This window comes from Embleya australiensis (assembly GCF_051903075.1).
In the GTDB taxonomy this organism is placed as follows: domain Bacteria; phylum Actinomycetota; class Actinomycetes; order Streptomycetales; family Streptomycetaceae; genus Embleya.
This window is the reverse complement of sequence record NZ_CP182423.1, coordinates 3,349,934-3,376,598: the sequence shown is the minus strand read 5'-3', so window position 1 is coordinate 3,376,598 and position 26,665 is coordinate 3,349,934. Positions and strand designations below refer to the sequence as shown.

General features: G+C 75.1%; 2 protein-coding genes and 3 pseudogenes. 1 reads left to right on the top strand and 4 read right to left on the bottom strand.

The genetic code is table 11. The features are described from left to right. Positions 1 to 95: 95 nt before the first annotated feature. Positions 96 to 7,733, top strand: a pseudogene (locus ACMXN5_RS44825) (SDR family NAD(P)-dependent oxidoreductase); the annotation flags it as partial. 60 nt (positions 7,734 to 7,793) lie between these two features. On the opposite strand, the pseudogene ACMXN5_RS44820 reads toward ACMXN5_RS44825, so the two are convergent. From ACMXN5_RS44820 to ACMXN5_RS44805, 4 genes and pseudogenes are all read right to left on the bottom strand, one after another. Further along, a pseudogene (locus ACMXN5_RS44820) lies at positions 7,794 to 8,756 on the bottom strand (polyketide synthase dehydratase domain-containing protein); the annotation flags it as partial. Between the two features lie 102 nt (positions 8,757 to 8,858). Beyond that, positions 8,859 to 11,948: pseudogene (locus ACMXN5_RS44815) on the bottom strand (type I polyketide synthase); the annotation flags it as partial. A gap of 17 nt (positions 11,949 to 11,965) precedes the next feature. Continuing rightward, positions 11,966 to 19,720, bottom strand: a complete 7,755-nt coding sequence (locus ACMXN5_RS44810; protein ID WP_439681419.1) for an SDR family NAD(P)-dependent oxidoreductase — start codon at positions 19,718 to 19,720, stop codon at positions 11,966 to 11,968. A 173-nt stretch (positions 19,721 to 19,893) separates the two neighbouring features. Then, a complete protein-coding gene (locus ACMXN5_RS44805) occupies positions 19,894 to 26,562 on the bottom strand; it encodes an SDR family NAD(P)-dependent oxidoreductase (protein WP_439680614.1) in 6,669 nt (2,222 codons plus the stop codon). Between the last annotated feature and the right edge of the window lie 103 nt (positions 26,563 to 26,665).

Below are 26,665 nucleotides of genomic sequence, written 5' to 3'. Positions count from 1 at the left end.
CCGGCTTGTCGCTGCGACGAGCGGAGTTCGGCGTGAGTGCCACATCCCCGCGTGCCAATGCCCCTTCCGATCGGCTCGTCGAGGCGCTTCGGGCGGCTCTGACGCAGAACGAACGGCTGCGTGCGCACAACGCGGAACTGACCGCCTCCACCGGCGAGCCGATCGCGATCGTCGGGATGGGCTGCCGCCTGCCCGGGTCGGTGTCCTCCCCCCGGGACCTGTGGCGGGTGCTCGTCGACGGCGTCGACACCATCGGCGATCCGCCCGACGATCGCGGCTGGGAACGGCAGTTGCTCGACTTCGCCGCAGCCGGGCTCGACATCGGCCCGCACCTCCAGGGCGGATTCCTCGACCGCGCCGACCTCTTCGACGCCTCCGTCTTCGGCATCTCGCCCCGCGAGGCGCTGGCGATGGACCCCCAGCAGCGGCTGCTCCTGGAGACCTCCTGGGAGGTCCTGGAGAACGCCGGCATCGTGCCCGCCTCGCTCAAGCACAGCTCCACCGGCGTCTTCGTCGGCGCCACGGTCAGCAACTACGGCGACGGCGTCGCCGAGGTGCCCGAGGGGGTGGCCACCTACCTGCTCAGCGGCGCGTCCAGCAGCGTGCTCTCGGGCCGGCTCTCCTACGTCTACGGCCTCGAGGGCCCGGCGGTCACGGTGGACACCGCCTGTTCCTCCTCACTCGTCGCGCTGCACCTGGCGGTTCGGGCGCTGCGCTCCGGCGAATGTTCGCTGGCCCTGGCCGGCGGGGTCACCGTGATGGCCTCCCCCGCCATCTTCCACGGCTTCGGCGACCAGGCCCTGCTCGCCCCGGACAACCGCTGCAAACCCTTCGCCGCCGCGGCCGACGGGACCACGTGGGCCGAGGGCGCGGGCCTGTTGCTCGTGGAGCGGCTGTCGGACGCCCGCCGCAACGGCCGCCGGGTGCTGGCCGTGCTGCGCGGTTCGGCAGTCAACCAGGACGGCGCGTCGAACGGACTGACCGCGCCCAACGGCCCGTCCCAGCAGCGGGTGATCCGGGCCGCCCTCGCCGACGCCGGACTGACGCCCGATCAGGTCGACCTCGTCGAGGCGCACGGCACCGGCACCGCACTCGGCGACCCGATCGAGGCACAGGCCCTGCTGGCCACCTACGGGCAGGGACGCGATCCGCAACGGCCGTTGTGGCTCGGGTCGGTCAAGTCCAACATCGGCCACGCCCAGGGCGCGGCGGGGGTCGCCGGGGTGATCAAGGCCGTCCTGGCGCTGCGCCACGGGCAGGTACCGCGCACCCTGCACATCGACGCGCCCTCGCCGCACATCGACTGGTCGGCCGGCGACGTCCGGCTCGCCGACGAGGCCCACCCGTGGCCGCACACCGACCGGCCGCGCCGCGCCGCGGTTTCCTCATTCGGGGTCAGCGGCACCAACGCGCACGTCGTGCTCGAACAGGCCGACCCCGCCGACGATCCGCCGCCGGCCGGATCTCGGGAGCGGCGGCCCGACGGTCCGCTGAACAGTGGACCGGTGCCGTGGTTGTTGTCGGCGGCCACCCCGCAGGCGCTGCGGGCCCGTGCGGGGCAACTGGCCGAGTGGTGCGCGCGTGATCCCCGGCCGGACCCCGTCGCGGTCGGCGCCGCACTGGCCCGTCGCCGGGCCGCGTTCGAGCATCGGGCGGTGGTCCTGGTCGACGATCTCGACGGGGCTTTCGAGCCGCTGCGCGCGCTCGAATCCGGCGCCGTGTCACCGCTGTTGGTCGAGGGGGCGGCCACCGTCCGCGGCAAGGTGGTCTTCGTCTTCCCCGGACAGGGCTCCCAGTGGGCCGGGATGGCGACCCGACTGCGCGACGAATGCCCGGCGTTCGCCGCCCACTTGGGCGCGTGCGAGGAAGCCCTGGCACCGTGGCTGGACCGGCCGCTCGGTCGGATCCTGGACGACGGGGCCGCGCTCGCCCGGGTCGACCTCGTGCAGCCGGCGCTGTGGGCGGTCATGGTCTCCCTCGCCCGGTTGTGGCAGGACCACGGTGTGCGGCCGGCCGCCGTACTCGGCCACTCCCAGGGCGAGATCGCCGCGGCCTGCGTCGCCGGCGCGTTGTCCCTGGCCGACGGCGCCAAGGTCGTCGCGCTGCGCAGCCGGGCCGTGGCCGCGTTGGCCGGTCGCGGCGCGATGGCCTCGGTCGCCCTGTCCGCCGACGAGGTCTCGGCCCGCATCGCCGACACCGGTACCGAACTGTCCGTCGCCGCCCACAACGGCCCTCGCTCCACCGTGGTTTCCGGCCTGCCGGACCGGCTCGACACCTTCGTCCGGGCCTGCGAGGCCGACGGCGTGCGGGTGCGCCGCATCCCGGCCGACTACGCCTCGCACTCGCCGCAGGTCGAGGCGGTTCGCGAGCAACTGGCCGCCGAACTCGCGGACATCGCGCCCGGCGACGGCGAGGTGCCCATGTGGTCCACCGTCACCGGCGACTGGATCGACACCACACGTCTGAACGCCGACTACTGGTACCGCAATCTGCGCCGGCCCGTGTTGCTGGAGCAGGGTGTGCGGGCACTGCTCCAGCGGCACGGACACGGTGTGTTCGTCGAGATGGGGCCGCATCCGGTGCTCACGGCGGCCGTCGAGGAGTGCATCGAGAGCACCGAGGCGGATGCCGTCGCCGTCGCGACGCTGCGCCGCGACGACGATTCCCTGCTGCGGTTTCGTACTTCGTTGGCCGAGGCGGCGGTGCGTGGCACCCGGGTCGCCCTCGGTCCGCTGTTCGCCGAAGTCGACACGGGCGACGTGGAGTTGCCCACCTACCCGTTCCAGGGCACCCGCTACTGGCTGCTGCCGGGCGGCCCGGCCGGCGAGCCGGCCGCACTCGGACTGGATGCCGCCGAGCACCCGATCCTCGGTGCCGTGCTGGAGTCGGCCGAACGCGACGAGGTCGTCCTGACCGGCGCCGTCGGCGCCCTCGACCCGTGTGTGCGACCCGATCCGCGCGGCGTACCCACGCTCGGCGCCGGGACGTTGGCGGAGTTGGCGGTGCGCGCCGCCGACGAAGTGCGCGGCGCGGTGGCGGCGTTGACCCTGGACCGGCCGTTGGTGGTGTCCCCGACGGGGGCCACCCGGATCCAGGTGACCGTGGCCGCCCGTACGCTCACCGTGCACGCCCGCCACCCCGACGTCGGGAACGGCCGCTGGGTCCGCTACGCCGACGCCGCCCTCGCCGAACCGGCGCCGCCTCCGGTCGCGGCGGAGCACGAGTGGCCGCCGCGCGACGCCGACACGCTCGTACCGCCCGACCGGGAGGGCGCGTCCGACGCGGCGGTGATCCGCAGGTTGTGGCGGCGCGACGACGAGGTGTTCGCCGATGTGGCGCTCGACGCCGACGCCCGCGAGGTACGGGGCTACCGCATCCATCCCGCCCTGCTCGACGCCGCGCTCCGGGCCTGGCGGCTCGCCCGACCGACCCCGGACGACGGCAGCGGCCACGACCTGCTGCCCACCTCGCTCGGGCGGGTCGCCGTACACGCCGTCGGTGCCGACGCCGCCCGCGTCCACCTTCGCCCCGGCGCCGACGGCACGGTCACCGCGACGCTCGCCGACGCCGCCGGGCAACCCCTCGCCGACCTCGGCCCGGTGGCCTTCGAGCGGGTCGCCGCGGCCGACCCGGCGACGTCGCTCCCGCCCGACCTGCTGTTCGGCGTCGAGTGGGCCCCGGTGACCGCGACGCCCGACGACGCACCGACGGAGTGGGCGCTGCTCACCGAAGTCCCCGACCACGTCGGCCTGTCCGCCGCCCTGCGCACCGCCGGCGCCGAGGTTCGGGTATACCGCGACCAGGGCGAGCTGAGCGCCGCCGTCGCCACGGGAGCCCCCCTCCCGGACGTCGTCGTCGTCCCGATCCCGACCGGCGACGGCGGCCCCGAGGCCACCACCCGCGCCGTCCTGGCGACCGTACAGGCGTTCCTGCGCGACGACCGACTCGCCGACGGCCGGCTGGTGTTGCTCACCCGAACCGCGGTCGCCGTGCACGCGGGCGAGATCCCGGACCCGGACCTCGCGCCCCTGTGGGGACTCGTCGGTTCGGCCGCCGCGGAGCACCCCGGGCGCCTGCTGCTGCTCGACGGCGACGCGAACACCGACACCGACCCCGCCACCCCGATCCCCGCCGATCTGCTCCGTACCGCCCTGGCCGTCGACGAACCCCGGCTGGTCGTCCGCGACGGCAGGCTTCGCGCGCCCAGGCTCGTTAGGGCCACCACGGCACCCGCGCCCGAACACACCCCGCTCGACCCGAACGGCACCGTGCTGATCACCGGGGGCACCGGCACCCTCGGCGCACTCGTGGCCCGCCATCTGGTGTCCCGTCACGGCATCCGGCACCTGGCCCTGCTCAGCCGACGCGGCCCCACCGCCCCCGGCGCCGACGAACTGGCCGCCGCGCTGCGCGAGTCCGGCGCCCACGTCACCATCGCCGCGTGCGACGCCGCCGACCGGGACGCGCTCGCCGCCGTCCTGGCCGCCATCCCGGCGGAGCACCCCCTCACCGCCGTCGTGCACACCGCGGCGGCCGTCGACGACACCGTCGTGGACGCGCTGACCCCCGAGCGCCTCGCCGCCGTCTTCCGCCCCAAGGTGGACGCCGCCGCGCACCTCGACGAACTCACTCGCGACGCGCCCCTGGCCGCGTTCGTGCTCTACTCCTCGGCCGCCGGCGTACTCGGCACCCCCGGGCAGGCCAACTACGCCGCCGCCAACACCTTCCTGGACGCCCTGGCCGCCCGCCGCCGCGCGCACGGCCTGCCCGCCACCTCGCTGGCCTGGGGCCCGTGGGCGGAGCTGAGCGAGTTGACCCGCCGCATGTCGAGCGCCGACCGGGAGCGCATGGCCGATGCCGGGGTCCTGGCCCTGTCGACCGCGGAGGGCATGGCCGTCGTCGACGCCGCGCTGCGCACCGACACCGCGCTGTTCGTACCGCTGCGCATCCACCTCGACACCTTCGCCCGCCGACTCGCCGGCAGCGCCCCGCCGCCGCTGTACCGCGGCCTGATCCGCGCCCCGCTGCGCCGCGCCGCCGGCGCGGGCACGGGCGTGGGCGACGGCGCGGACCTCGCGGCCCGACTGGCCGCCGAGCCGCCCGCCGAGCGCACCCGGATCCTGCTCGACCTCGTCCGCGCCCAGGCCGCCGCCGTCCTCGGCCACGCCGACGGCGACGCGGTCGGCCCGGGGCGGCCCTTCCGCGAACTGGGCTTCGACTCGCTCAACGCCGTCGACCTGCGCAACCGGCTGGCCGCCGGCACCGGACTGCGCCTGCCGGTCGGCCTGATCTACGACCACCCCACCCCCGGCGCCGTCGCCCGACACCTGCGCACCCGACTCACCGGGGATACGGACGAACCCGCCCCGGTCGGCGCCGCACGCCGTCGCGCCGAGCCGGTCGGCGAGGACGATCCGGTGGTCGTCGTCGGGATGAGCTGCCGCCTCCCCGGCGGCATCGAATCACCGGAAGCGCTCTGGGAGTTGCTGGCGGCCGGCGGCGACGCGATCGGACCCGCGCCGGACGACCGCGGCTGGAATCGGGACCGGTTCGCCACCCTGATCGACGCCATGCCCGGCATCGGCCTGCTGCCCGAGGGCGGGTTCATCTCCGGCGCCTCCGGCTTCGACCCGGCGTTCTTCGACATCGGGCCGGACGAGGCGCTGGTGATCGACCCCCAACAGCGGTTGTTGTTGGAACTGGCGTGGGAGGCGTGGGAGCGCGCGGGGCAGGACCCCCGGCGGGTGGACGCCGGCCGCGTCGGCGCCTACCTGGGCACCTTCCACCAGAACTATGTCTCCGACCCGGGGGCGGTTCCGCCGGCGAGCCGGCCCTACGTGTCCTCCGGCTCCGGCCCGACGTTCGCCTGCGCCCGGGTGGCCTACACGTTCGGTCTGGAGGGCCCCACGCTCGCCGTCGACACCGGTTGTTCGTCCTCCGGTGTCGCCCTGCACCTGGCCTGCCAGGCGCTGCGGCGCGGCGAGTGCGACTCCGCGGTGGTCGGCGGGGTGACCGTACTGGCCTTCCCGGCCGCCTTCGACAACCTCGGCGGCATCGCGCCCGACGGCCGGTGCAAGTCGTTCTCGGCCGCCGCCGACGGTACCGGGTGGGGCGAGGGCGCCGGCGTACTGATCGTCGAACGCCGCTCCGAGGCCCGCCGCCGCGGGCACCCGGAACTCGCGGTGATCCGCGGCTCGGCGCTGAACCACAACGGCGCCGGCAACGGGCTGACCGCACCGCACGGCCCGTCGCAGAGCCGGGTGATGCGACTGGCGCTCGCCGAGGCCGGGCTCGGCCCGGCCGACATCGACGTGGTCGAGGCGCACGGCACCGGAACGCCGCTCGGCGACGCCGTCGAGGCCGAGGCGATCATCGACGCGTACGGCCGGCACCGTCCCGCCGACCGGCCCCTGTGGGTGGGCAGCGTCAAGGCCAACATCGGCCACCCCCACGCCGCGTCGGGGGTGGTCGGCGTGATCAAGACGATCCTGGCGATGCGACACGGCGTCGTACCCGAGGCGTTGCACGCCGCCGAGCCGCTGCCCGACGTCGATTGGGAGCACAGCGGCATCGCGCTGCCCCACCGGGCAATGCCCTGGCCGGAGACCGGACGGCCGCGCCGCGCCGGGGTGTCCTCGTTCGGCGGCAACGGCACCAAGGTGCACTTCATCCTGGAGCAGCCGCCCGAGGAGCCCACGACGCCGGTACCCGACGCCGGATCGTCCTCACCGCCCTGCCTGCTGTCGGCCCGCACCGCACCCGCGCTGGCCGCACAGGCCCGCCGGCTGCGCGAGCACCTGGCGGCCGGCCCGGACACCGTCACCGCGGCCGAAGTGGCCCGGGCGCTGGCCACCACCCGCACCGTGTTCGAGCAACGCGCCGCGATCCCGGTGACGGAGCGGGCCGAACTCCTGGACGCCCTGGCCGCGTTGGCCGCCGGCACCGCGCATCCCGCCGTGCTCACCGGCCGGGCCGCCGGCGACGACGCCCGCCTGGTGGCGCTGCTGCCCGGCGCCGAGGAGCGCTCGCCCGCCGCCGAGGCCGAGTTCTACGCGGCGTTCCCGGCCTACGCGCATGCCTGGGACGAGGCCGCCCACGCCCTCGCCCCCCACCTGGGTCGACCGCTGCCCACGCCGGGCAAGGACGCCGAACCGCACGCCGGCGCCGCCGCGTTCGCGGCACACGTCGCCGCGTACCGGCTTCTGGAGGGCCTGGGGCTGCGCCCGGACGCCGTCGCCGGGCGCGGCGCGGGCCGGGTCGCCGCCGCCCATCTCGGCGGCGGCCTGACCCTGCGTCAGGCCGCCGCCGTCGCCGCCCGGGGCATCGCCGACCCGAACGACCGCGCGGTCGCGTCACCGCGCATTCCGGTCCTGGCGGCGGACGGCGGCACGCGCATCGACGCGGCCGCGCTGCTCGCCGGTGCGGTGGGGGGCGCGGGCGTGGGGAACAGCGCCGGGGCCTCGGGCGAGGGGTCCGACGCCGCGACCGGGACACTCGGCACCGACCTCGTCGTGGTGCTCGGCGCCCCCGGCCGGGACCGGCCGGGCACGGTGTACCTGTTGTCGGACACACTGCCCGCCTCTCGGGCGGTGGCGCTGGCGGTGGCCAGGTTGTACGCGGCCGGTGCCGCCCCGGACCCCGCCGCGCTGTTCCGGGACGTACCCGCCCGGCGGATCGACCTGCCGACCTACCCGTTCCAACGCGAGCCGTACTGGCTGGGCGCATCCGGGTGACGTCGCGCCGTACTCCGCCCGCGCTCGCGGGATGACGACCCGGCGGGGTCGGCCCCGCCGTCAGACCTCCTCGAGCCCGTCGAGCGCGAGGCGCACGAGTTCGTCGGCGTCCATCCGCGCGATCGACGCCACCGCCTCCTCGGTGCGGTCGTGGGCGGGCGTGCCGCCGACGCCGGATGTGTCCGACCCCGCCGGGCCGGAAGGCGGCTCCTCGGCCGGTTCCGGAGCCAGATCCGCAAGCAGCCGACGCGCCAGGTCGACGGACGTGGGGTAGTCGAAGACCAACGTCGCGGGCAGCCGCAGTCCGGTGTCGGCGGTGAGGCGGTTGCGCAGTTCCACGGCGGTGACCGACTCGAAGCCGAGGTCGCGGAAGGCCCGATCCGGATCCACCGCGCCCGCCGACCCGTGGCCCAGAACCGCGGCCACGTGCGCGCGGACCAGGTCGACGAGGACGTCCTCGCGGTCCGCCTCGGACAGTCCGGACAACCGCCGCCCGAGCGAGAGCCCCGAGCCCGTCGCGTCGTCCACCGCCACCCGCCGAGCCGGTCCCCGGGCAGGGCCGCGCGGAACATCGGCGCCGATCGCCCGCTCGACCCGGACCCGGCGCACCTCGACGGACTCGGCGCGCAACACCGGAACACCCGTGGCGTCGGCCACCAGCACGGTGACCGCGCCCGCGCCCCGCGGGACGAGCCGTACACGCAGCCGCCGCGCTCCCGAGGCGTGCAGCGAGACGCCGTGCCAGGCCCACGGCAGCAAAACCCCGTCGTGCGCATCATCCGAGCCGGCCCGGTCGTACGCCTGGAGCGCGAGGTCGAGCAGCACCGGATGCAGGCCGTAGCGCCCGGCCTCGGCGCGCTCCCGCTCCCCCAGCGCGACCTCCGCGTACACCTCCTCGCCCACCCGCCAGACCTGCTCCAGGCCCTGGAAGGCGGGCCCGTACGCCCAGCCGACAGCCCGAGCCCGGTCCCGGACGGCATCGGTGTCGGCCGCGACGGCATCGGCCGGCGGCCAGGTGGCGAGGTCGAAGTCCGCGGCGGGGCCACGCGGATGGACCACGGCGGTGGCATTGCGCTGCCAACCCTCCTCATCCGCAGCCCCGTTGCCCACCGGGCGGGTGTGCACGGTGAGTTCGCGACGGCCTGTCTCGTCCGGCGGGCCCACCACGACCTGTAGCCGTACTCCACGCGTCGGCGGCAGGATCAGCGGTGCGTCGAGGTCGAGTTCGTCGACGCGGCCACAGCCCACCTCGTCGGCCGCCCGGATCGCCAGCTCCACCAGGGCCGTTGCGGGCAGCACGGCGGTGTCGCCGACGGCGTGTTCCGCGACCCAGGGGTGCGTACGCGCCGAGATCGACCCGGTCAGCACCGACCGGCCGAGGTCGGACAACGTGGTGCCGGCGCGCAGCAGCGGATGGTCGACGGGGGCGAGCCCGGCCTCGTCCGCACCGGCCCGGCCGCCGCCGGACTCCAGCCAGTAGTGCCGGTGTCGGAACGCATAGGTCGGCAGCGGCACCCGCCGGCCGAAGTCGGCACCCAGGACCGCGTCCCACGCGACCGGCAGCCCGTGCACGTGGGCTTCGGCGAGCGAGCCGAGGAATCGGGCCATGTCCGACCGGCCGTAGCGCAGTGTGCCGAGCACGACCGCGGTGCGGTCCGTTTCGTCCAGCATCTGCTCGATGACCGGGACCAGCAGGGGATTCGGGCTGATCTCGACGAAGGCGGTGTGTCCGGCGTCGACCAGGTTGCGTACGGTCTCCTCGAAGCGCACGGTGTGCCGCAGGTTGCGGTACCAGTAGTCGGCGTCGAGGTCGGTGGTGTCGTGCCGGCCGGCGGTGACCGTCGAGTGGAACGGGATGCGGGCCGGGCGGGGTTCGATCCCGGCGAGGACATCGACCAGCCGGTCGCGGATCTCCTCCACCTGGGGGCTGTGCGAGGCGTAGGTGGTGGGAATGCGCCAGTGGCGGATGCCCTCGGCCGTGTATTCCGCCGAGAGTTCGTCGAGGGCGGCGGTGTCGCCGGAGACCCCGGTGGAGACGGGGCCGTTGAGCACGGCGATCGACAACCGGCCGGGCCACCGTGCCAACCGTGTGGCGACCCGGGCGGCGGGTTCACCGACGGAGAGCACTCCGCCGCGGCCGGCCAGTGCCGCGACGGTTCGGCTGCGCAGGGCGACGATCTTCGCGGAGTCGGCCAGGGTCAGGGCGCCCGCGATGTAGGCGGCGGCGATCTCCCCTTGCGAGTGGCCGACCACGGCGGCGGGTTCGACACCGCAGGCGCGCCACAGTTCGGCCAGGGCGATCATCACCGCCCACAACACCACCGGCAGTACGTCGATGCGGGTCAACCATGCCTGTGCGGTGTCGGCGTCGGCGCGCAACCACTCTTCGAGGCGACAGTCCACGTACGGGGCGAGGGCCTGCTGACACGCCGCGATCTGCGCGGCGAACACCGGTGCGTGGTCGAGCAGTTCGACCGCCATGCGGACCCATTCGGAGCCCTGGCCGGGGAAGACGAACACGACGCGTTCGCCGTATCGGGCCTGGCCCTTGGTCACCGCGGCGGTCGGGGTGCCGGCGGCGAGGCCCGCCAGCACCTTCCGGAGTCGGTCGCGGTCCTCGACCCGGATCACCGCGCGGTGGTCCAGGGCGGATCGGGTGGCGTGCAGGGAGTGGGCCAGGTCGGCCGGCGTGGCGTCCCGGCCCGCGTCGGTGTCCAGGTGGGCGGCCAGGCGCGCGGCCTGGGCCCGCAGGCCCTCGGGGCTGTCCGCGGACAGGACGAACGGCAGCACGGCGGGGTCGATCAACACCGGTGCGCCGGGCTTTCCTTCCCCGTCGGCGGCCGGAGCCGCCTCGGGGGCCTGTTCGAGGATCAGATGCGCATTGGTACCGCTGATCCCGAAGGACGACACGCCGGCGCGGCGCGGGGTTCCGTCGCCGGGCCAACTCCTGGCCTCGGTGAGTACTTCGACGGTGCCCGCGGTCCAGTCGACGTGCGGTGTCGGCGCATCCACGTGCAACGTCCCGGGCAGCACGCCGTGGCGCATCGCCATCACCATCTTGATGACCCCGGCGGCGCCCGCGGCGGCGGCGGTGTGTCCGATGTTGGATTTCACCGAGCCGATCCACAGCGGCCGTTCGGGGTCCCGGCCGCCGCCGTACGCGGCGATCAGCGCCCGGGCCTCGATCGGGTCGCCCAGCCGGGTGCCGGTACCGTGCGCCTCCACCGCGTCGATGTCGGAGGGGGCCAGGCCCGCGTTCGCCAACGCGCCCTCGATCACCCGTCGTTGCGCGGGTCCGTTGGGGGCGGTGAGGCCGTTGCTCGCGCCGTCCTGGTTGACCGCGCTGCCGCGCACCACGGCCAGTACCGGGTGCCCCCTGCGGCGCGCGTCGCCCAACCGTTCGACCAGGAGCATCCCGACCCCCTCGGCCCACCCGGTGCCGTCGGCCGCGGCGGCGAACGACTTGCACCGGCCGTCGGCGGACAATACACCCTGCCGGCTGAACTCGACGAAGACGGCTGGGTTCACGATCACGCTCGCCCCGCCCGCGAGCGCCATCGTGCACTCGCCGCCGCGCAGCGCCTGCACGGCGAGGTGCAGCGCCACCAGCGCGGACGAACACGCGGTGTCCACGGTCACCGACGGGCCTTCGAGGCCGAGCACGTAGGACACCCGGCCCGACATCGCGCTGCCGGCCCCGCCGGTGAGGGCGTATCCCTCGACCCCGTCGGGCAGGCGCTCGACCCCGAAGCCGTAGCCGCTGGGGGTGCCGCCGACGAAGACTCCGGTCGAACTGCCCTTCAGGGCACGCCGATCGATTCCGGCCCGTTCGAACGCCTCCCACGAGGTCTCCAGGAGCAGCCGCTGCTGCGGGTCCATGACCAGCGCCTCGTGCGGCGAGATCCCGAAGAAGCCGGGGTCGAACTCGCCCGCGCCGGCCACGAATCCGCCCTCACGCGCATAACTGGTGCCCCGGTGTTCGGGATCGGGGTGGTAAAGCTCGTCCACCGCCCAGCCCCGATCGTTCGGGAAGCCGCCCACCGCGTCCGCCCCGTCGGCGACCAGCCGCCACAGGTCCTCGGGCGAGCGCACGCCGCCGGGGTAGCGGCAGGCCATGCCGATCACGGCGATCGGCTCGGGGGGTCGCTCCAACTCGGCGATGCGGGCGCGGGCCCGCCGGAGGTCGACCGTCGCGCGCTTGAGGTAGTCCCGAAGTCGGTCCTCGCCGCCGCTCATGAGTGGTCACCTTTCGGGGTCTGCCCGGGGGTTTCGAGATGGTGGTCGAGCAACGCGAACAGTTCGTCGTCGGAGGCGGCCTCCACTCCGGCTTCGTCGGGGGTCGCGATGTCGTCCCGGTCGAGGGCGCCGAGCCGTTCGACGAAACGTCGCATGCGCAGCGCGACCCGGGCCCGGATCTGCGGGTCCTCGTCGGCGACCCGGCCGAACGCGGCCTCCAGGTCGTCGAGTTCGGCCAGCACCGGGGTGAGCACCGATTCGTCGCCGGCGGTCAGCGCGGCCCGCAGTCGGGCGGCCAGGTCGACGGGTGTCGGGTGGTCGAACACCAGCGTGCTCGGCAGTTCGACGCCGGTCGCCCGACCGAGCCGGTCGCGCAGGTCGACGGCGGTCAGCGAGTCGAAGCCCAGGTCGTCGAACGCCTGGTCGGCCCGGATCCGCCCCGCCGAGGTGTGGCCCAGTACGGCCGCGACCTGGCCGCGTACGAGGTCGAGCAGGATCGCCTCGCGTTCCGCCGGTCCCGCAACGGCCAGCCGCCCGATCAGGCCCGGGTCCGCCGCGCCGGCGCCGGCCGCCGGTGCCGCGAGCGCGGCGTCGACCTCGGGCAGGCCGCGGAGCAGCGGACTCGGGCGCGACGACGTGAAACTCGCGGCGAAGGCACGCCAGTCGACGTCGGCGACGACCACATCGGCGTCGCCGCGGCCCACCGCACGGGCCATCGCGGCCACCGCGGCCTGCGGGTCCATCGCGCGCAGGCCGAGCCGGGCGAGCCGGTCCCCGTCGGCCTGCTCGACCATGCCGCCCCCGGCCCACGGGCCCCAGGCGATCGACGTGGCGACCAGGCCGCGGGCGCGCCGGTCCCGAGCGAGGGCGTCGAGGTGTGCGTTGGCGGCCGCGTAGACGCCCTGGCCGCCGCTGCCCCAGATGCCGGCGATCGACGAGAAGAGCACGAACGCCGCCAGTGGGCGCTCGCCCAGCACGGCGTCCAGGTGGGCGGCGCCGGCGGCCTTGCCCGCGATGACGCGCGCCGCCTCGACCGGATCGGTGTCCGCGATCAGGGCCGCCTGGGCCACCCCGGCGGCGTGTACCACCGCGCTCAACGGCGGCCCGTCGGCGTCGATCCGCTCGACCAGTCGCTCCACGGCGGGCCGGTCGGCCGCGTCGCAACTCTCGATCAGTACGGCGACGCCGAGGCCGGACAGTTCGGCCGCGAGGTCTTCCGCCCCCGGGGTCCGCGCACCCCGACGCGCGGCCAGGACCACCCGCTCCGCGCCCGCGCCCGCCGCCCAGCGCGCCACGTGTGCGCCGAGGCCGCCGGTGCCGCCGGTGATCAGCACCGTGCCGGTGGGCTGCCAGGGCCGGTCGGCGGTGCGGGCGGTGGCGGGCGCGCGGACGAGGCGACGGACGTGCACGCCGTCGGCACGGATCGCCACCTGGTCCTCGGCGCCCTGTGCGAGCACGTCGGCGAGCCGGGACCGGACGTCGACGGCGTCGGCCTCCTCCGTGACGGTGTCGACCGTGGGCCGCGTGCCGTCGGGGAGATCCACGAGACCGCCCCACAGGTCGGGCAGTTCGAGCGCGGCGGTGCGGCCGAGTCCCCAGATTTCGGCCTGGTCGGCGGAGCCGAGCGGGTCGCGCTCCGCGACGGATACCGCGCCGGAGGTCAGGCACCACAATCTGCCTCCGGGTCGGGTGTCGGCGAACGCCCGGACGAGGGCGAGGGTGGCCGCCAGGCCGTGGGTGAGTCCCGGCAGGTCGTCGGGTTCGCCGGGCAGGTCGGACAGCAGCGAGAGCACGCCGTCGAGCGGGCCGAGGCGGCGCAGGTGCTCGGCGAGCACGCCGCGGTCGCACTCCGTCGCGTCGACCCGAAGCCGGGTCACGGCGGCACCGCGCCGTTCGAGCGCTTGCACGCAGGCGTCCGTGTACGGGGCGGCCGGATGGCTCACCACGAGCCAGGTGCCGGTCGGTTCGGCGTCGGATCGTTCGGTCCACGGGATCCATTCGGCGCGATACCGCCACCTGTCCGGGTCGCCGGTCGTGCGCGCGTCGGGCAGCGGGTCGAGCCAGTAGCGCTGTCGCTGGAACGGGTAGGTGGGCAGGTCGACCGCCGCGCCGCGCCCGGTGAGCAGGGCGGACCAGTCGACGGGTGTCCCGTGTGCGTGCAGCGCACCCAGGGCTTCGGTGAACGTGGCCCGTTCCGACCTGTCCCGGCGCAGCAGCGCGACGGCGGGCGTCTCGTCGGTCGGCGTCTCGGCGGTCGGCGTCTCGGCGGGCGGCGTCCGGACGGCCGGGCCGAGGCATTCGCGGGCCATCGCAGTGGACGTCCCGTCGGGCCCGACGTCGACCAGTACAAGATCGCCCGAAGCCCGCACCGACGCGACGCAGTCGGCGAAGCGGACCGGCTCGCGTACCTGACGCAGCCAATAGTCCGGGCTCGCCAACTCGCCGTTGTCGGCGACGGTGCCGGTGAGGTTGGACAACACCGGGATCCGCGGGTCGGCGTAGGAGACGCCCGCCAGCACGGCACGGAAATCGGCCTGCATCGGCTCCATCCGCGCCGAGTGGAAGGCGTGACCGACCCGGAGCCGCCTGGTCCGCCGACCCTGCTCCGCGAAGCGTGCGGCGACCGCCAGTACGGCGTCCTCGTCCCCGGAAACCACCACGGACGTGGGCCCGTTGACGGCGGCCACACTCACCGCGCCCCGCCCGTCCAAGGCGCTGCGAACCTCGTCCTCGGTGGCCTGCACCGCGACCATCGCCCCACCCGCCGGCAGCGCCTGCATCAACCGCCCACGCGCCGCCACGACGGTCGCCGCGTCCGCGAGCGACCACACCCCGGCGGCGTGTGCGGCGGTCAACTCCCCGATCGAGTGCCCGATCAGGAACTCCGGCCGCACGCCGAACGATTCGACCAGTCGAAACAGCGCGCACTCCACCGCGAACAACCCGGCCTGGGCGAACACCGTCTCGTCCAGGAGCCCTTCGGTGCCCTTCGTCCCGAAGACCACGTCCCGCACCGAATACGCCACGTGCCCGGACAGCCGGTCGTCCAATGCGGACACGATCTCGTCGAAGGCCGCCGCGAACACCGGTTGTGCGGCGTGCAGTTCGCGCCCCATCCCGACTCGCTGACTGCCCTGTCCGCCGAAGAGGAACACCGGTCGGCGGTCCGCTCGTGCACAGCCGACGGTCACGGTGCCGATCGGGTCTCCCGCCGCGAGTGCGGCAAGGCCGGCCAGCAACTCGGCCCGGTCCGCGGCCGTCACCACCGCCCGATGCTCCAGTGCGGCGCGGCCGGCGGCCAGCGCGGCGGCGAGGTCGGCCGGGGCGATCCCGGCGCCTTCGGCGGTGAGGTGCGCGTGCAGTCGTTCGGCCTGGGCGGCGAGCGCCTGCGGTGTCTTGGCCGAGAGCAGGTACGGCAGTACGCCCGGATCGACCCGCGCGTCGGCGCCCGGCGGGTCGGTCGGCTCGGGCGGGCGGTATTCGAGCACGGCGTGCGCGTTCGTCCCGCTGATCCCGAACGACGACACGGCGGCCCGACGCGGCCGGCCCGTCTCCGGCCACGGACGGGCCTCGGTCGACAACTCCACCGTGCCGGCCGACCAGTCCACATGCGGCGTCGGCGCATCGACGTGCAGCGTCTTGGGCACCACGCCGTGCCGCATCGCCAACACCATCTTGATCACCCCGGCCACGCCCGCGGCGGCGGTGGTGTGCCCGATGTTGGACTTGAGCGCGCCCAGCCGGACCGGCTCGTCCGCGTGGTGTTCCCGGCCGTAGGTGGCGATCAGGGCCTGGGCCTCGATCGGGTCGCCGAGGGCGGTGCCGGTGCCGTGTGCCTCGACGGCGTCCACGTCCCGCGCGGTCAGCCGGGCGTTGGCCAACGCCTGCCGGATCACCCGTTGTTGCGCGGGTCCGTGGGGGGCGGTGAGGCCGTTGCTCGCGCCGTCCTGGTTGACGGCCGAGCCGAGGATGGTCGCCAGGACGCGGTGGCCGTTGCGGCGCGCGTCGGACAGTCGTTCGACGAGCAGCATGCCGATGCCCTCGGACCAGCCGGTACCGTCGGCGGCGGCCGCGAACGGCTTGCACCGGCCGTCGGCGGCGAGCACCCGCTGCCGGCTGAACTCCACGAACGCCGCGGGGTTGGCGTACACCGTGACACCGCCGGCCAGCGCCATGGAGCATTCGCCGCCACGCAGCGCCCGACCGGCCAGGTGCAGTGCGACCAGCGAGGACGAGCAGGCCGTGTCTACCGTGATCGCCGGCCCCTCCAGGCCGAAGGTGTAGGCGAGGCGGCCGGAGGCGACGCTCGCGGCGTTCCCGGTGCCGAGGTAGCCGCCGAGTTCGTCGGGTACGTGCATTCCGGTGGGGTAGCCGATGTCGACGGCGCCGACGAACACGCCGGTGTCCGAACCGCGCAGGGTGGCGGGGTCGATCCCGGCCCGTTCGAACACCTCCCAGGATGTCTCCAGGAGGAGGCGCTGTTGCGGGTCCATCGCCAACGCCTCGCGCGGCGAGATGCCGAAGAAGCCCGCGTCGAAGTCGGTCGCGTGCTCGACGAAGCCGCCCGAGCGCACGTAGCTGGTGCCGGGGTGGTCGGGATCGGGGTGGTAGAGCCCGTCGAGCGGCCATCCTCGGTCGGTGGGGAAGTCGGTCAGTCCGTCGCGGCCGTCGGCCAGCATGCGCCACAGGTCCTCGGGCGAGCCGACGCCGCCCGGGAAGCGGCAGGCCATGCCGACGATGGCGAGCGGTTCGTGGTCGACGCCGGTCGGGGCCGGTACCGGACGTGTCGGGAACCGGCCTCCGGGGGCGGACAGTTCGGTGCCCAGGTGTCGGGCGAGCGCGACGACCGTCGGGTGGTCGAAGACGAGGGTGGCGGGCAGGTGCCGGCCTATGTGTGCGGCCAGGCGGTTGCGCAGGTCGAGGGCGATGACGGAGTCGACGCCGAGGCTCCTGAACGGGCTGTCCGGGTCGACGGCTTCGGCGGCGTCGTAGCCGAGGGCCGCCGCGGCCTGGGCCCGGACCAGTCGGGTGAGCGCACGTTCGCGCGCCGGCGCGTCGAGGGCGAGCAGCTCGTGAACGAGGCGGTCGGCGTCCGGATCACCGTCCTGCGTCGAGGAGTTGCCGCGAACCGGTGCGCCGCCGTGGGTGCCGGCCGGCCCGGCGGCGAGTCGCGCGGGTCGGGCGCCGAGCAGCGGATGTCCGCCGCCGGCCTCCCCGTCACCGACGGTCGCCGGCCAAAAGCGCCGACGCCGGAACGCGTAGGTCGGCAGATCCACTCGGCGCGGCGGCACCGCCGACCCGTCGAACAGATGCCGCCAGTCGACGTCGAGCCCGTGCACGTGCGCGGCGGCCAGGGCCTCGGCGAAGCCGCCGCAACCGTCCGCCCCGCGCGGGAAGGTCGCCGGCACGACCGCCGGCACGTCGGCGGCGGCGATCGTGCCGGCCCACGCGGTGGTGCGGACCGGGTGGGCGCCGATCTCGATGAAGACGTTGTGCCCCTCGCTCGACAGGCCGCCGACGGCGTCGTCGAAACGCATCTGCCGTCGCAGATTCCCGTACCAGTGGTCGGCGTCGAGCACGGCGGTGTCCGCCGGTGTGCCGGTCGTCGAGGAGTGGAACGGCACGGTGGCCGGCATCGGCGCGAGGTCGGCCAGGTCCCGCGTCAGCCGGGCACGGATCGCCTCCACGTGGGGCGTGTTCGGAGCGTGGTTCGACACCGCGACTGCGTTCATGCCGCCGGTGCCGGCCAGTTCGTGCAGGGCCCGTCCGCGCAGCGCGGCCACCTTGGCGCCGTCCGCCAGACTCAGGCCGCCCGCGACGCAGGCCGCGGCGATCTCGCCGTGGCCGTGGCCCACCACGGCGGCGGGTCGCACGCCGTACGCCTGCCAGAGCCGGGCGAGCGCGACCGCCACGGCCCACGACAGGGGTTCGGCGACGTCGACCCGGGTCGGCGCCCGCTCGTCCGCCGCGCGCAACAACTCGGCGATCGACCAGTCGACCCAGGGGTCGAGCGCGCTCTGACACTCCGCGATGGTCGCGGCGAACTCCGGCCTGGTGTCGAGCAGTTCCCGGAACGGGTCGGTCCGGTACGACGGACCGTAACCCGGGAAGACGAAGACCGGACGCGGGTCCCGTGCGGCCATGGCGACCGTCCCCTCGCCGGCGGACAGGGCCCGTAGCCGCGCGGTGAAGCCGTCGAGGTCGGCGGCGGTGAGCGCGGCGCGGCAGGCCAGTGCCGTCCTGGTGGTGGCCAGCGAGTAGGCGACGTCGTCGGGCACAAGATCGGGCTCGGCCGCGACCCGGGCCGCCAGTCGTTCCGCCTGTGCGCGCAGCCCCTCCTCGTCGCGCGCCGACAACACCCATGGCGCCGGCGGCCGGTTCACGACCGCGATCCGCTCCGGTTCGAACTCGAGCTCGTCCGGCGCCTGTTCCACGATGACGTGCGCGTTGGTGCCGCTGATCCCGAAGGACGAGACCCCGGCCCGACGCGGCCGTTCGCCGGTGTCGGGCCACGGCCGCGCCTCGGTCAGCAGGCGTACGGTGCCGGCCGACCAGTCCACGTGCGGCGTCGGCTCGTCCGCGTGCAGTGTTTTGGGCAGCACGCCGTGGCGCAGCGCCATGACCGTCTTGATCACGCCCGCGACGCCGGCGGCGGCCTGGGTGTGGCCCACGTTGGACTTGAGGGAGCCGAGCCACAGGGGTTTCCGGGGGTCGCGGCCCGACCCGTAGCCGGCCAGCAGGGCCCCGGCCTCGATCGGGTCGCCGAGGGGGGTGCCGGTGGCGCTCGCCTCGACCGCGTCGATGTCGTCCGGGGTGAGCCGGGCGTCGGCCAACGCCTGCCGGATCACCCGGCGTTGCGCGGAGCCGTTGGGCGTGGTCAGGCCGCTGCCGGCGCCGTCCTGGTTGACCGCACTGCCGCGCACCACGGCGAGTACCCGCCGGCCGGCGCGGCGCGCGTCGGAGAGCCGTTGCAGCAGGAGCAGTCCGGCGCCCTCGGACCAGCCGGTGCCGTCCGCGCCGGCGCCGAAGGCCTTGCATCGGCCGTCCGGCGCCATGCCGTGCTGCCGGCCGGACGCGCCGAACACGCCGATGTGCGGCATCACCGTGACCCCGCCGGCCAGCGCCATCGTGCATTCGCCGCCGCGCAGCGCCCGGACGGCGAGGTGCAGCGCGACCAGCGAGGACGAGCACGCGGTGTCGACGGTGACGGCGGGGCCTTCGAGCCCGTACACGAAGGCGAGGCGGCCGGACAGGACGCTGATGATCGTGCCCGTGGCCAGGTGGTCGCCGACGCCGTCGGGCACCTCGCCCAGGTCGCTGCCGTAGCCGGTCCAGCCGCCGCCGACGAAGACGCCGGTACGGCTGCCGCGCACGGCGGCGCGGTCCAGGCCGGCGCGTTCGAACAACTCCCAGCCCACTTCGAGCAGCACGCGCTGCTGGGGGTCCATCGCCAGCGCCTCGCGCGGCGAGACGCCGAAGAACTCGGGGTCGAAGTCGGCCACATGGTCGAGGAATCCGCCCTGCCGCACCCGGCTCTCGGCGACGGCGTCGAGCCCGTCCACGTCCCAGCCGCGATCGGTGGGCAGCGGTCCGATCGCGTCGCGCCCCTCGGCCACCAGGCGCCACAGGTCCTCGGGCGAGGCCACCCCGCCCGGGAAGCGACAGGCCATCGCGACGATCGCGACGGGCTCCGTGTCCCGCTCCTCGATGCGGCGCAACTCCGCGCGCGCGTCGTGCAGTTCCGCGGCCACGCGCTTGAGGTAGCCGACCAGCTTGTGGTTGTCCGGCGGGTCGCGGTCCGGCATGGTCGTGTCGGTCCTTCCTGGGCTGTACGGGGCTGACGGAAGCTGAGCGAGGCTGAAACGGGGCCGACCCGAGCTGTGCCGGGGACTCGACGGAGCTGTACCGGCAGGGTGAACCCCGCTCAGGGCGACCCGAGTTCGCGATCGATGAAGTCGAGCACCTCGTCCGCGCTCGCCGCTTCGAGCCGCGCGGCGGCGGATGCCGAGGCGCCGGCCGCGGCGGCATACTCCTCCCGGCCGCGCCACGCGGTGCGCAGCCGGTCGATCCGGCCCGCGATCTCGGCGCGGTCGTCGTCCTCGTCGGCACGCACCTCGGCGAGCCGGACGGCCAGGCGGTCGAGTTCGGCGAGCAGCGCGGGCACCGCGGCGGAGGTGTCGGTGTCCGGGACGAGTTCGGCGTACAGGTGCTCCGCGAGGTCGGCCGGGGTCGGGTGGTCGAAGACCAGGGTGGCGGGCAGCCGCAGGTCGGTGGCGGCGTCGAGGCGGTTGCGCAGTTCCACGGCGGTCAGCGAGTCGAAGCCCATGTCGGTGAAGCCACGGTACGAGTCCACCGCGTCCGCGCCGCCGAGGCCCAGCACGGTGCCCGCGTGGCCGCGGACCAAGTCGACCAGCAGCCTACGCCGGTCCGCCTCGGCGGATGCGGCCAGGCGCCGTCCCAGGTCGGCGGGCGGCTCCGTCCGGGCGGTGGTGCGAGCACTGCGCCGTCTCCGGCCGCGCACCAGGCCGCGCAACACGGCGGGTACCGGGCCGGCGCCGCGTTCCAGGGCCGCGCCGTCGAAGCGCAGCGGCAGCAGCAGCGGATCCGGCAGTTTCGTGGCGGCGTCGAACAGGGCCAGGCCCTGCGCGGCGGACAGCGGCACCATCCCCGAGCGCGCCGCCCGGGCCCGGTCGGCCGGACCGAGGCCGGCGGTGATCTCGCTCGCCTGGTCCCACAACCCCCAGGCCAGCGAGCCGCCGGGCAGCCCGGCCGCCCGGCGGTGGTGGGCCAGTGCGTCCAGGAAGGTATTGGCCGCCGCGTAGCCGCCCTGTCCCGCGCCGCCGAACACCCCGGCCACCGACGAGTACAGCACGAACATCGCGAGGTCGGCGTCGGCGGTCAACCGGTGCAGGTTCATCGCGCCGGCGATCTTCGGGCGCAACACCCGGCGCAGCCCGTCGCCGGTCATGGACGTGACCACGCCGTCCTCGACCACGCCGGCGGCGTGCACGACGGCGGTCAGGGGGTGCGCGGCGGGCACCCGGGCCAGTACGTCGGCCAGTTGCTCCCGGTCGGCGACGTCGCAGGCGACGATCTCGACGTGCCGGGCGCCCAGTCGGCGCAGTTCCTCGCGCAGTGCCGGGGCGCCCGGGGCCCGCTCGCCGGCCCGACCGGTGAGCAGCAAGTGTCCGGCACCGTGCTCGGTCACCAGGTGCCGGGCCAGCAGGCCGCCGAGGGCGCCGGTACCCCCGGTGATCAGTACGGTGCCTTCGGGGTCGAGTGCGGCGGGCACGGTCAGCACGATCTTGCCGATGTGCCTGGCCTGGCTCATGTAACGGTACGCGTGTGCGGCCTCCCGGATATCCCAGGTGCGCAGCGGGAGCAGGTGCAGGGCGCCGCCTTCGACGAGGTCGAGGATCTCGGTGAGGATGCGGCCGATGCGCTCGGGGCCTGGGTCGACGAAGGGGTGGTAGGTCACCCCCGGGTACCGCGCGGCGACGGCTTCGGGGTCGCGCCGGTCGGTCTTGCCGAGTTCGACCAGCCGGCCGCCGGGTGCCAGCAGGCGCAGCGAGGCGTCCACGTACTCCCGGGCCAGCGCGTTGAGCACGACGTCGACGCCGCGGCCGTCGCCCGCGCTTGCGAAGGCGTGCTCGAAGTCAAGCGAGCGGGAGGAGGCGATGTGCCGGTCGTCCAGGCCGAGTTCGCGCAGGGCGTCCCACTTGCCGGGGCTCGCCGTGGCGTAGACCTCGGCGCCGAGGTGCCGGGCCAGTTGTACGGCGGCCATGCCCACGCCGCCGGCCGCCGCGTGGATCAGGACGGATTCGCCCGGCTTGAGGCCGGCGACGTCGAACAGGGCGTGGTGGGCGGTCTGGAAGGCGACCGGCATGCCGGCGGCCTCGGCGAACGTCCATCCCGCCGGGATGCGCACGACGGCCCGGTGGTCGACGACGGCGACCGGGCCGAGCGCTGCGGGCACCCGGCCCGTCACGCGGTCGCCGGGTCGCCAGGAGCCGGCGGCCGAGCCGACCTCGGTGACGATCCCGGCGGCCTCGGTGCCCATGCCGACGTGCGCGGGTACCACGCCGAGACCGACCAGCACGTCGCGGAAGTTGAGGCCGGCCGCGCGGACGGCAAGCCGGATCTCGTGGGGGGCGAGCGGGCGGGCGGCGGCCGGGAAGGGCAGCGGCGCGAGGCGGTCCAGGTCGCCCGCGCCGGTGGTGTCCAGCACCCAGGGGCCGTCGGGCGTGGCGGGCAGGGGCTTGGTGTCGTCGCCCCGGGCGATCCTCGGGACCACCGCCGCACCCGCGCGCAGGGCGGTCTGCGATTCGCCGGCGGCGAACGCCGCCCGTACGACGTCGGGCAGCGTGGTCGGCGCGGCGGCGTCCGGGTCGATGTCGACGAGCAGGAACCGCCCCGGATGTTCGGCCTGTACCGAGCGCAGCAGGCCCCAGACGGGCGCGTGGGCCGGGTCGGTGATGCCCTCGCCGGGGCGGGCCGCGACCGCGCCGCGCGTGAGGACGACCAACCGGGTCGCCGCCCACGCGGGGTACGCCAACCACTGTCGGACCGTGTGCAGCATGCGCTCCACGGCCCGCTCTGCCGAGTCGGGCAGCGCCGCCACGGGCTCCGGGGCGAGCGGGAGCAGGACCACCGCCGGCGCGGCGGACTCCCGGGCGAGTGTGGCGAGTTCGCGATGCTCGCGCACCGCGATCCCGGCCTGCTCCAGCGCATCGCCCAGGCCGAAGGTGTCGGGGGCGAGGACGGCCCACGGGCCCTCGTCACCCGTGTCCTGCGGCTGCTCGGGTGCGACGAGCGGGACCCAGGCGAGCCGGTACAGCTCGCCACCGCCCGCTTCGGCGGGGCCCGCCGGGCGCGTCACCAGTTCGCGGACCGAGACCACGGGGTTGCCGGAGCCGTCGGCGGCGACCAGTTCGACCGCATCGGCGCCGATGACCGACAACCGTACCCGCAGTGCCCCGGCGCCGACGGCGTGCACGCTCACCCCGCTCCAGGAGAAGACCAGTCGCGGCTGCCCGGGTTCGTGCCCGTGCTCGATCAGGCCGCCGGCGTGCAGGGCCGCGTCGAAGAGCGCCGGGTGCAGGAGGAAGTCGGCGGCGGTGGCGAGGTGTTCGTCGGGCAGGGCGACCTCGGCGTACACGTGATCGGCGAGCCGCCAGGCCGCGCGCAGGCCGCGGAAGGACGGGCCGTACCCGAAGCCGCCGGCCGCGAGGTCGGCGTAGAAGTCGCCGAGGTCGACCGGTTCGGCTCCGGGCGGCGGCCACGGCGCCGAGGTGACGGGATCCGCGTCGGGCGCGGTCTCGGCGACGGCTTCGGGGGCGAGTACGCCGACCGCGTGCCGGGTCCACGCGCCGTCCGTACCCGATGCGTGGTCGCCCGTGTCCTCGCGCCGGGAGTGCACCTCCACCCGGCGCCGGCCGGCCTCCTCGACCGGTCCGACCGTGACCTGGATCCACACCGCGTCGTCCTCGGGAACGACGAGCGGCGCCTCCACCATGAGTTCGGCCACGTGCGGGCAACCCGCCCGGTCGCCGGCCCGGATCGCGACCTCCACGAACGCGGTTCCGGGGAAGAGCACGCTGCCGCCGACCGCATGGTCCGCCAGCCACGGGTGGGTGCGTCGGGACAACCTTCCGGTGAGGACGGGTCCGTCGCCGGCCGCCAGGCTCAGTTCGGCGCCGAGCAGCGGGTGGCCGGTGGCGGTCGACCCCGGGCCGGCCGGTATCGGCGCGCCCGCGTCGACATCGAGCCAGTATCGCCTGCGGCGGAACGCGTAGGTGGGCAGGTCGATCCGGCGGGCGCCGGTGCCGGCGAAGAACCGCTCGCCGTCGATCCGGCTGCCGGACGCATGCAGGGCGCCGAGAGCGTGTATCGCGGTGACCGCCTCCGGGCGGCCCCGGCGCAGGGCCGGTACGCAGACCGAGATCACGGCCGATCCGGACCGGCGGGCGGGCGGGAAGTCCCGGGCGAGCGCGGTCAACACCCCGTCGGGACCCAGTTCGACCAGCGCGGTCGCGCCCGCGTCGGCGAGCGCGGCGAGGCCGTCGGCGAACCTTACCGTCTCGCGCACGTGCCGAACCCAGTAGTCCGCGCTGCCCGCCTCCTCCGCCGTGAGGGGGCGGCCGGTCCGGTTGGAGATCACCGGGATGCGCGGGGCCGACGCCGAAACGCTCGCCGCCACTTCGCGAAACCGGTCGGACAGGCCGTCCATGTGCGCACTGTGGAACGCGTGGCTCGTCTCCAACCGCCGAGTCCGGCGGCGCTGTTCGGCGAACCGCCGGGCCAGCGCGAGCACCGGCTCGGTGTCTCCGGAGAGCACCACGGCGGCCGGGCCGTTGACCGCCGCCACATCCACGGCGCCGCCGTGCGCGGCGACGGTGTCGGCGATCGCGGCGCGTACCTCCTCCTCGCTTGCGGCGACCGCGACCATCGCGCCGCCGGAGGGCAGTTCCTGCATCGCGAGCGCACGGGCCGCGACCAGCGCCGCCGCGTCGGGCAGCGACCACACCCCGGCCAGGTGGGCGGCGGACAACTCGCCGATCGAGTGGCCCAGCAGCAACTCGGGGCACACGCCCCACGATTCGTAGAGTCGGAACAGGGCGACCTGGAGCGCGAACAGGCCGGTCTGCGCGTAGACGGTCCGCCCGAGCAGTTCCGCGGTGCCCGGATCGTCGACGCTCAACACGACCTCGGCCACCGGCCGTTCGACGCGGCCGGCCAGTCGGGCGTCCAGCTCCCGGGCCACCGCGTCGAAGGCGTCGGCGAACACCGGCCAGGCCGCGTACAGTTCCCGGCCCATGCCGGCACGCTGACCGCCCTGACCGGTGAACAGGTAGGCCACGCGGGTGTCCTGGCCGACCCGACCGCGCACGACATGGGTGGTTTCCTCGCCTCGGGCCAGCGCGTCGAGCCCGGCGAGCAGGTCGTCGGGACCGGTGCCCACGACGACGGCACGGGAGTCGAGGGCGGCCCGCGACACGGCCAGCGAATAGCCCACGTCGGCGGGCCGAAACCCCGGCCGCGCCCGCAGATGCGCGGCGAGCCGAGCGGCCTGGTCCCGCAACGCCTCGTCGCCCCGGGCACCGAGGACCCAGGGCAACGCGGGGATATCGGCGCCGGTCGGCACGTCGGGTTCACCCGGCACGGGTCCACCCGGCTCGGGTTCCGCCGGCGACCGCGGCGCCTCCTCCACGATCACGTGTGCGTTGGTGCCGCTCACGCCGAAGGAGGAGATCCCGGCCCGGCGCGGACCGCCGTCGCTCGGCCAGGGTTGGGCCCGGGTGAGGAGTTCGACGCCGCCGGACGACCAGTCGACGTGCGGGGTCGGCTCGTCCACGTGCAGGGTTCGCGGCAGCAGTTCGTGCCGCATGGCCTCGATCATCTTGATCACGCCGGCCACGCCCGCCGCCGCGCCGGTGTGGCCGATGTTCGACTTGACCGCGCCGAGGCGCAGCGGTCGTCCGGCGGGCCGGTCGCGGCCGTAGGTGGCCAGCAGGGCCCGCGCCTCGATCGGGTCGCCCAGGACCGTACCGGTGCCGTGGGCCTCGACCGCGTCGACGTCGCGGGCGTTCAGCCGTGCGGCGTCGAGGGCTTGGCGGATGACCCGTTCCTGGGCGAGGTCGTTGGGGGCGGTCAGACCGTTGCCGGCGCCGTCCTGGTTCACGGCGCTGCCCCGGATGACGGCCAGTACGCGGTGTCCGGCCCGGACGGCGTCGCCGAGCCGTTCGAGCAGCAGCACGCCCGCGCCCTCGGCCCAGCCGGTGCCGTCCGCCGCCGCGGCGAACGCCTTGCAGCGCCCGTCGGGGGCGAGGCCGCGCTGCCGGCTGAACTCGACGAAGATGCCGGGCGTGGACAGCACGGTCACCCCGCCGGCCAGTGCCATCGTGCACTCGCCGCGACGCAGCGCGTGCACGGCGAGGTGGACGGCCACGAGCGAGGACGAGCACGCGGTGTCGACCGTGACGGCCGGGCCCTGGAGGCCGAGGGTGTAGGCGACGCGCCCGGAGACGACGCTGACCATGCCGCCGGTGCCGAGGTATCCCTCGACCTCTTCCGGCACGTCCACGATCCGCTCGGCGTAGCCCGAGGAGATGGCGCCGGCGAACACCCCGACCCGACTGCCGCCGAGCGAGGTCGGGTCGATGCCGGCGCGCTCGAACACCTCCCAGGAGGTCTCCAGGAACAACCGCTGTTGCGGGTCCATGGCCAGTGCCTCGCGCGGGTTGACGCCGAACAGTTCGGCGTCGAAGTCGGCCGCGCCGGCCAGGAATCCGCCGCGCCGGGTGTACGTGTGCCCGGCCCTGGCGGGGTCCGGGTCGTAGATGCCGTCCACGTCCCAGCCGCGGTCGCGCGGGAAGTCGCCGACGGCGTCGACCTCTTCGGCGACGAGCCGCCACAACTCCTCGGGCGTGTCCACCCCGCCGGGGTAGCGGCAGGCGGTGGCGACCACGGCGATCGGCTCGTGTGCCGCCGCCTCGACCTCGCGCAACCTGCGGCGGGTCCGGCCGAGATCGGCGGTGGCGCGCTTGAGGTAGTCGAGGAGCTTTTCCTCGTTGGTCGACGCGTTGGTCGACACGTTGGTCGCTGCGTTGGTCGAAGAGTCCGTCGAAGCGTTGGTCGAAGCGTCCGCCGATGCGTCGCTCGATGCGTTGGTCGACACGCGAGCCCACTTTCGCCAG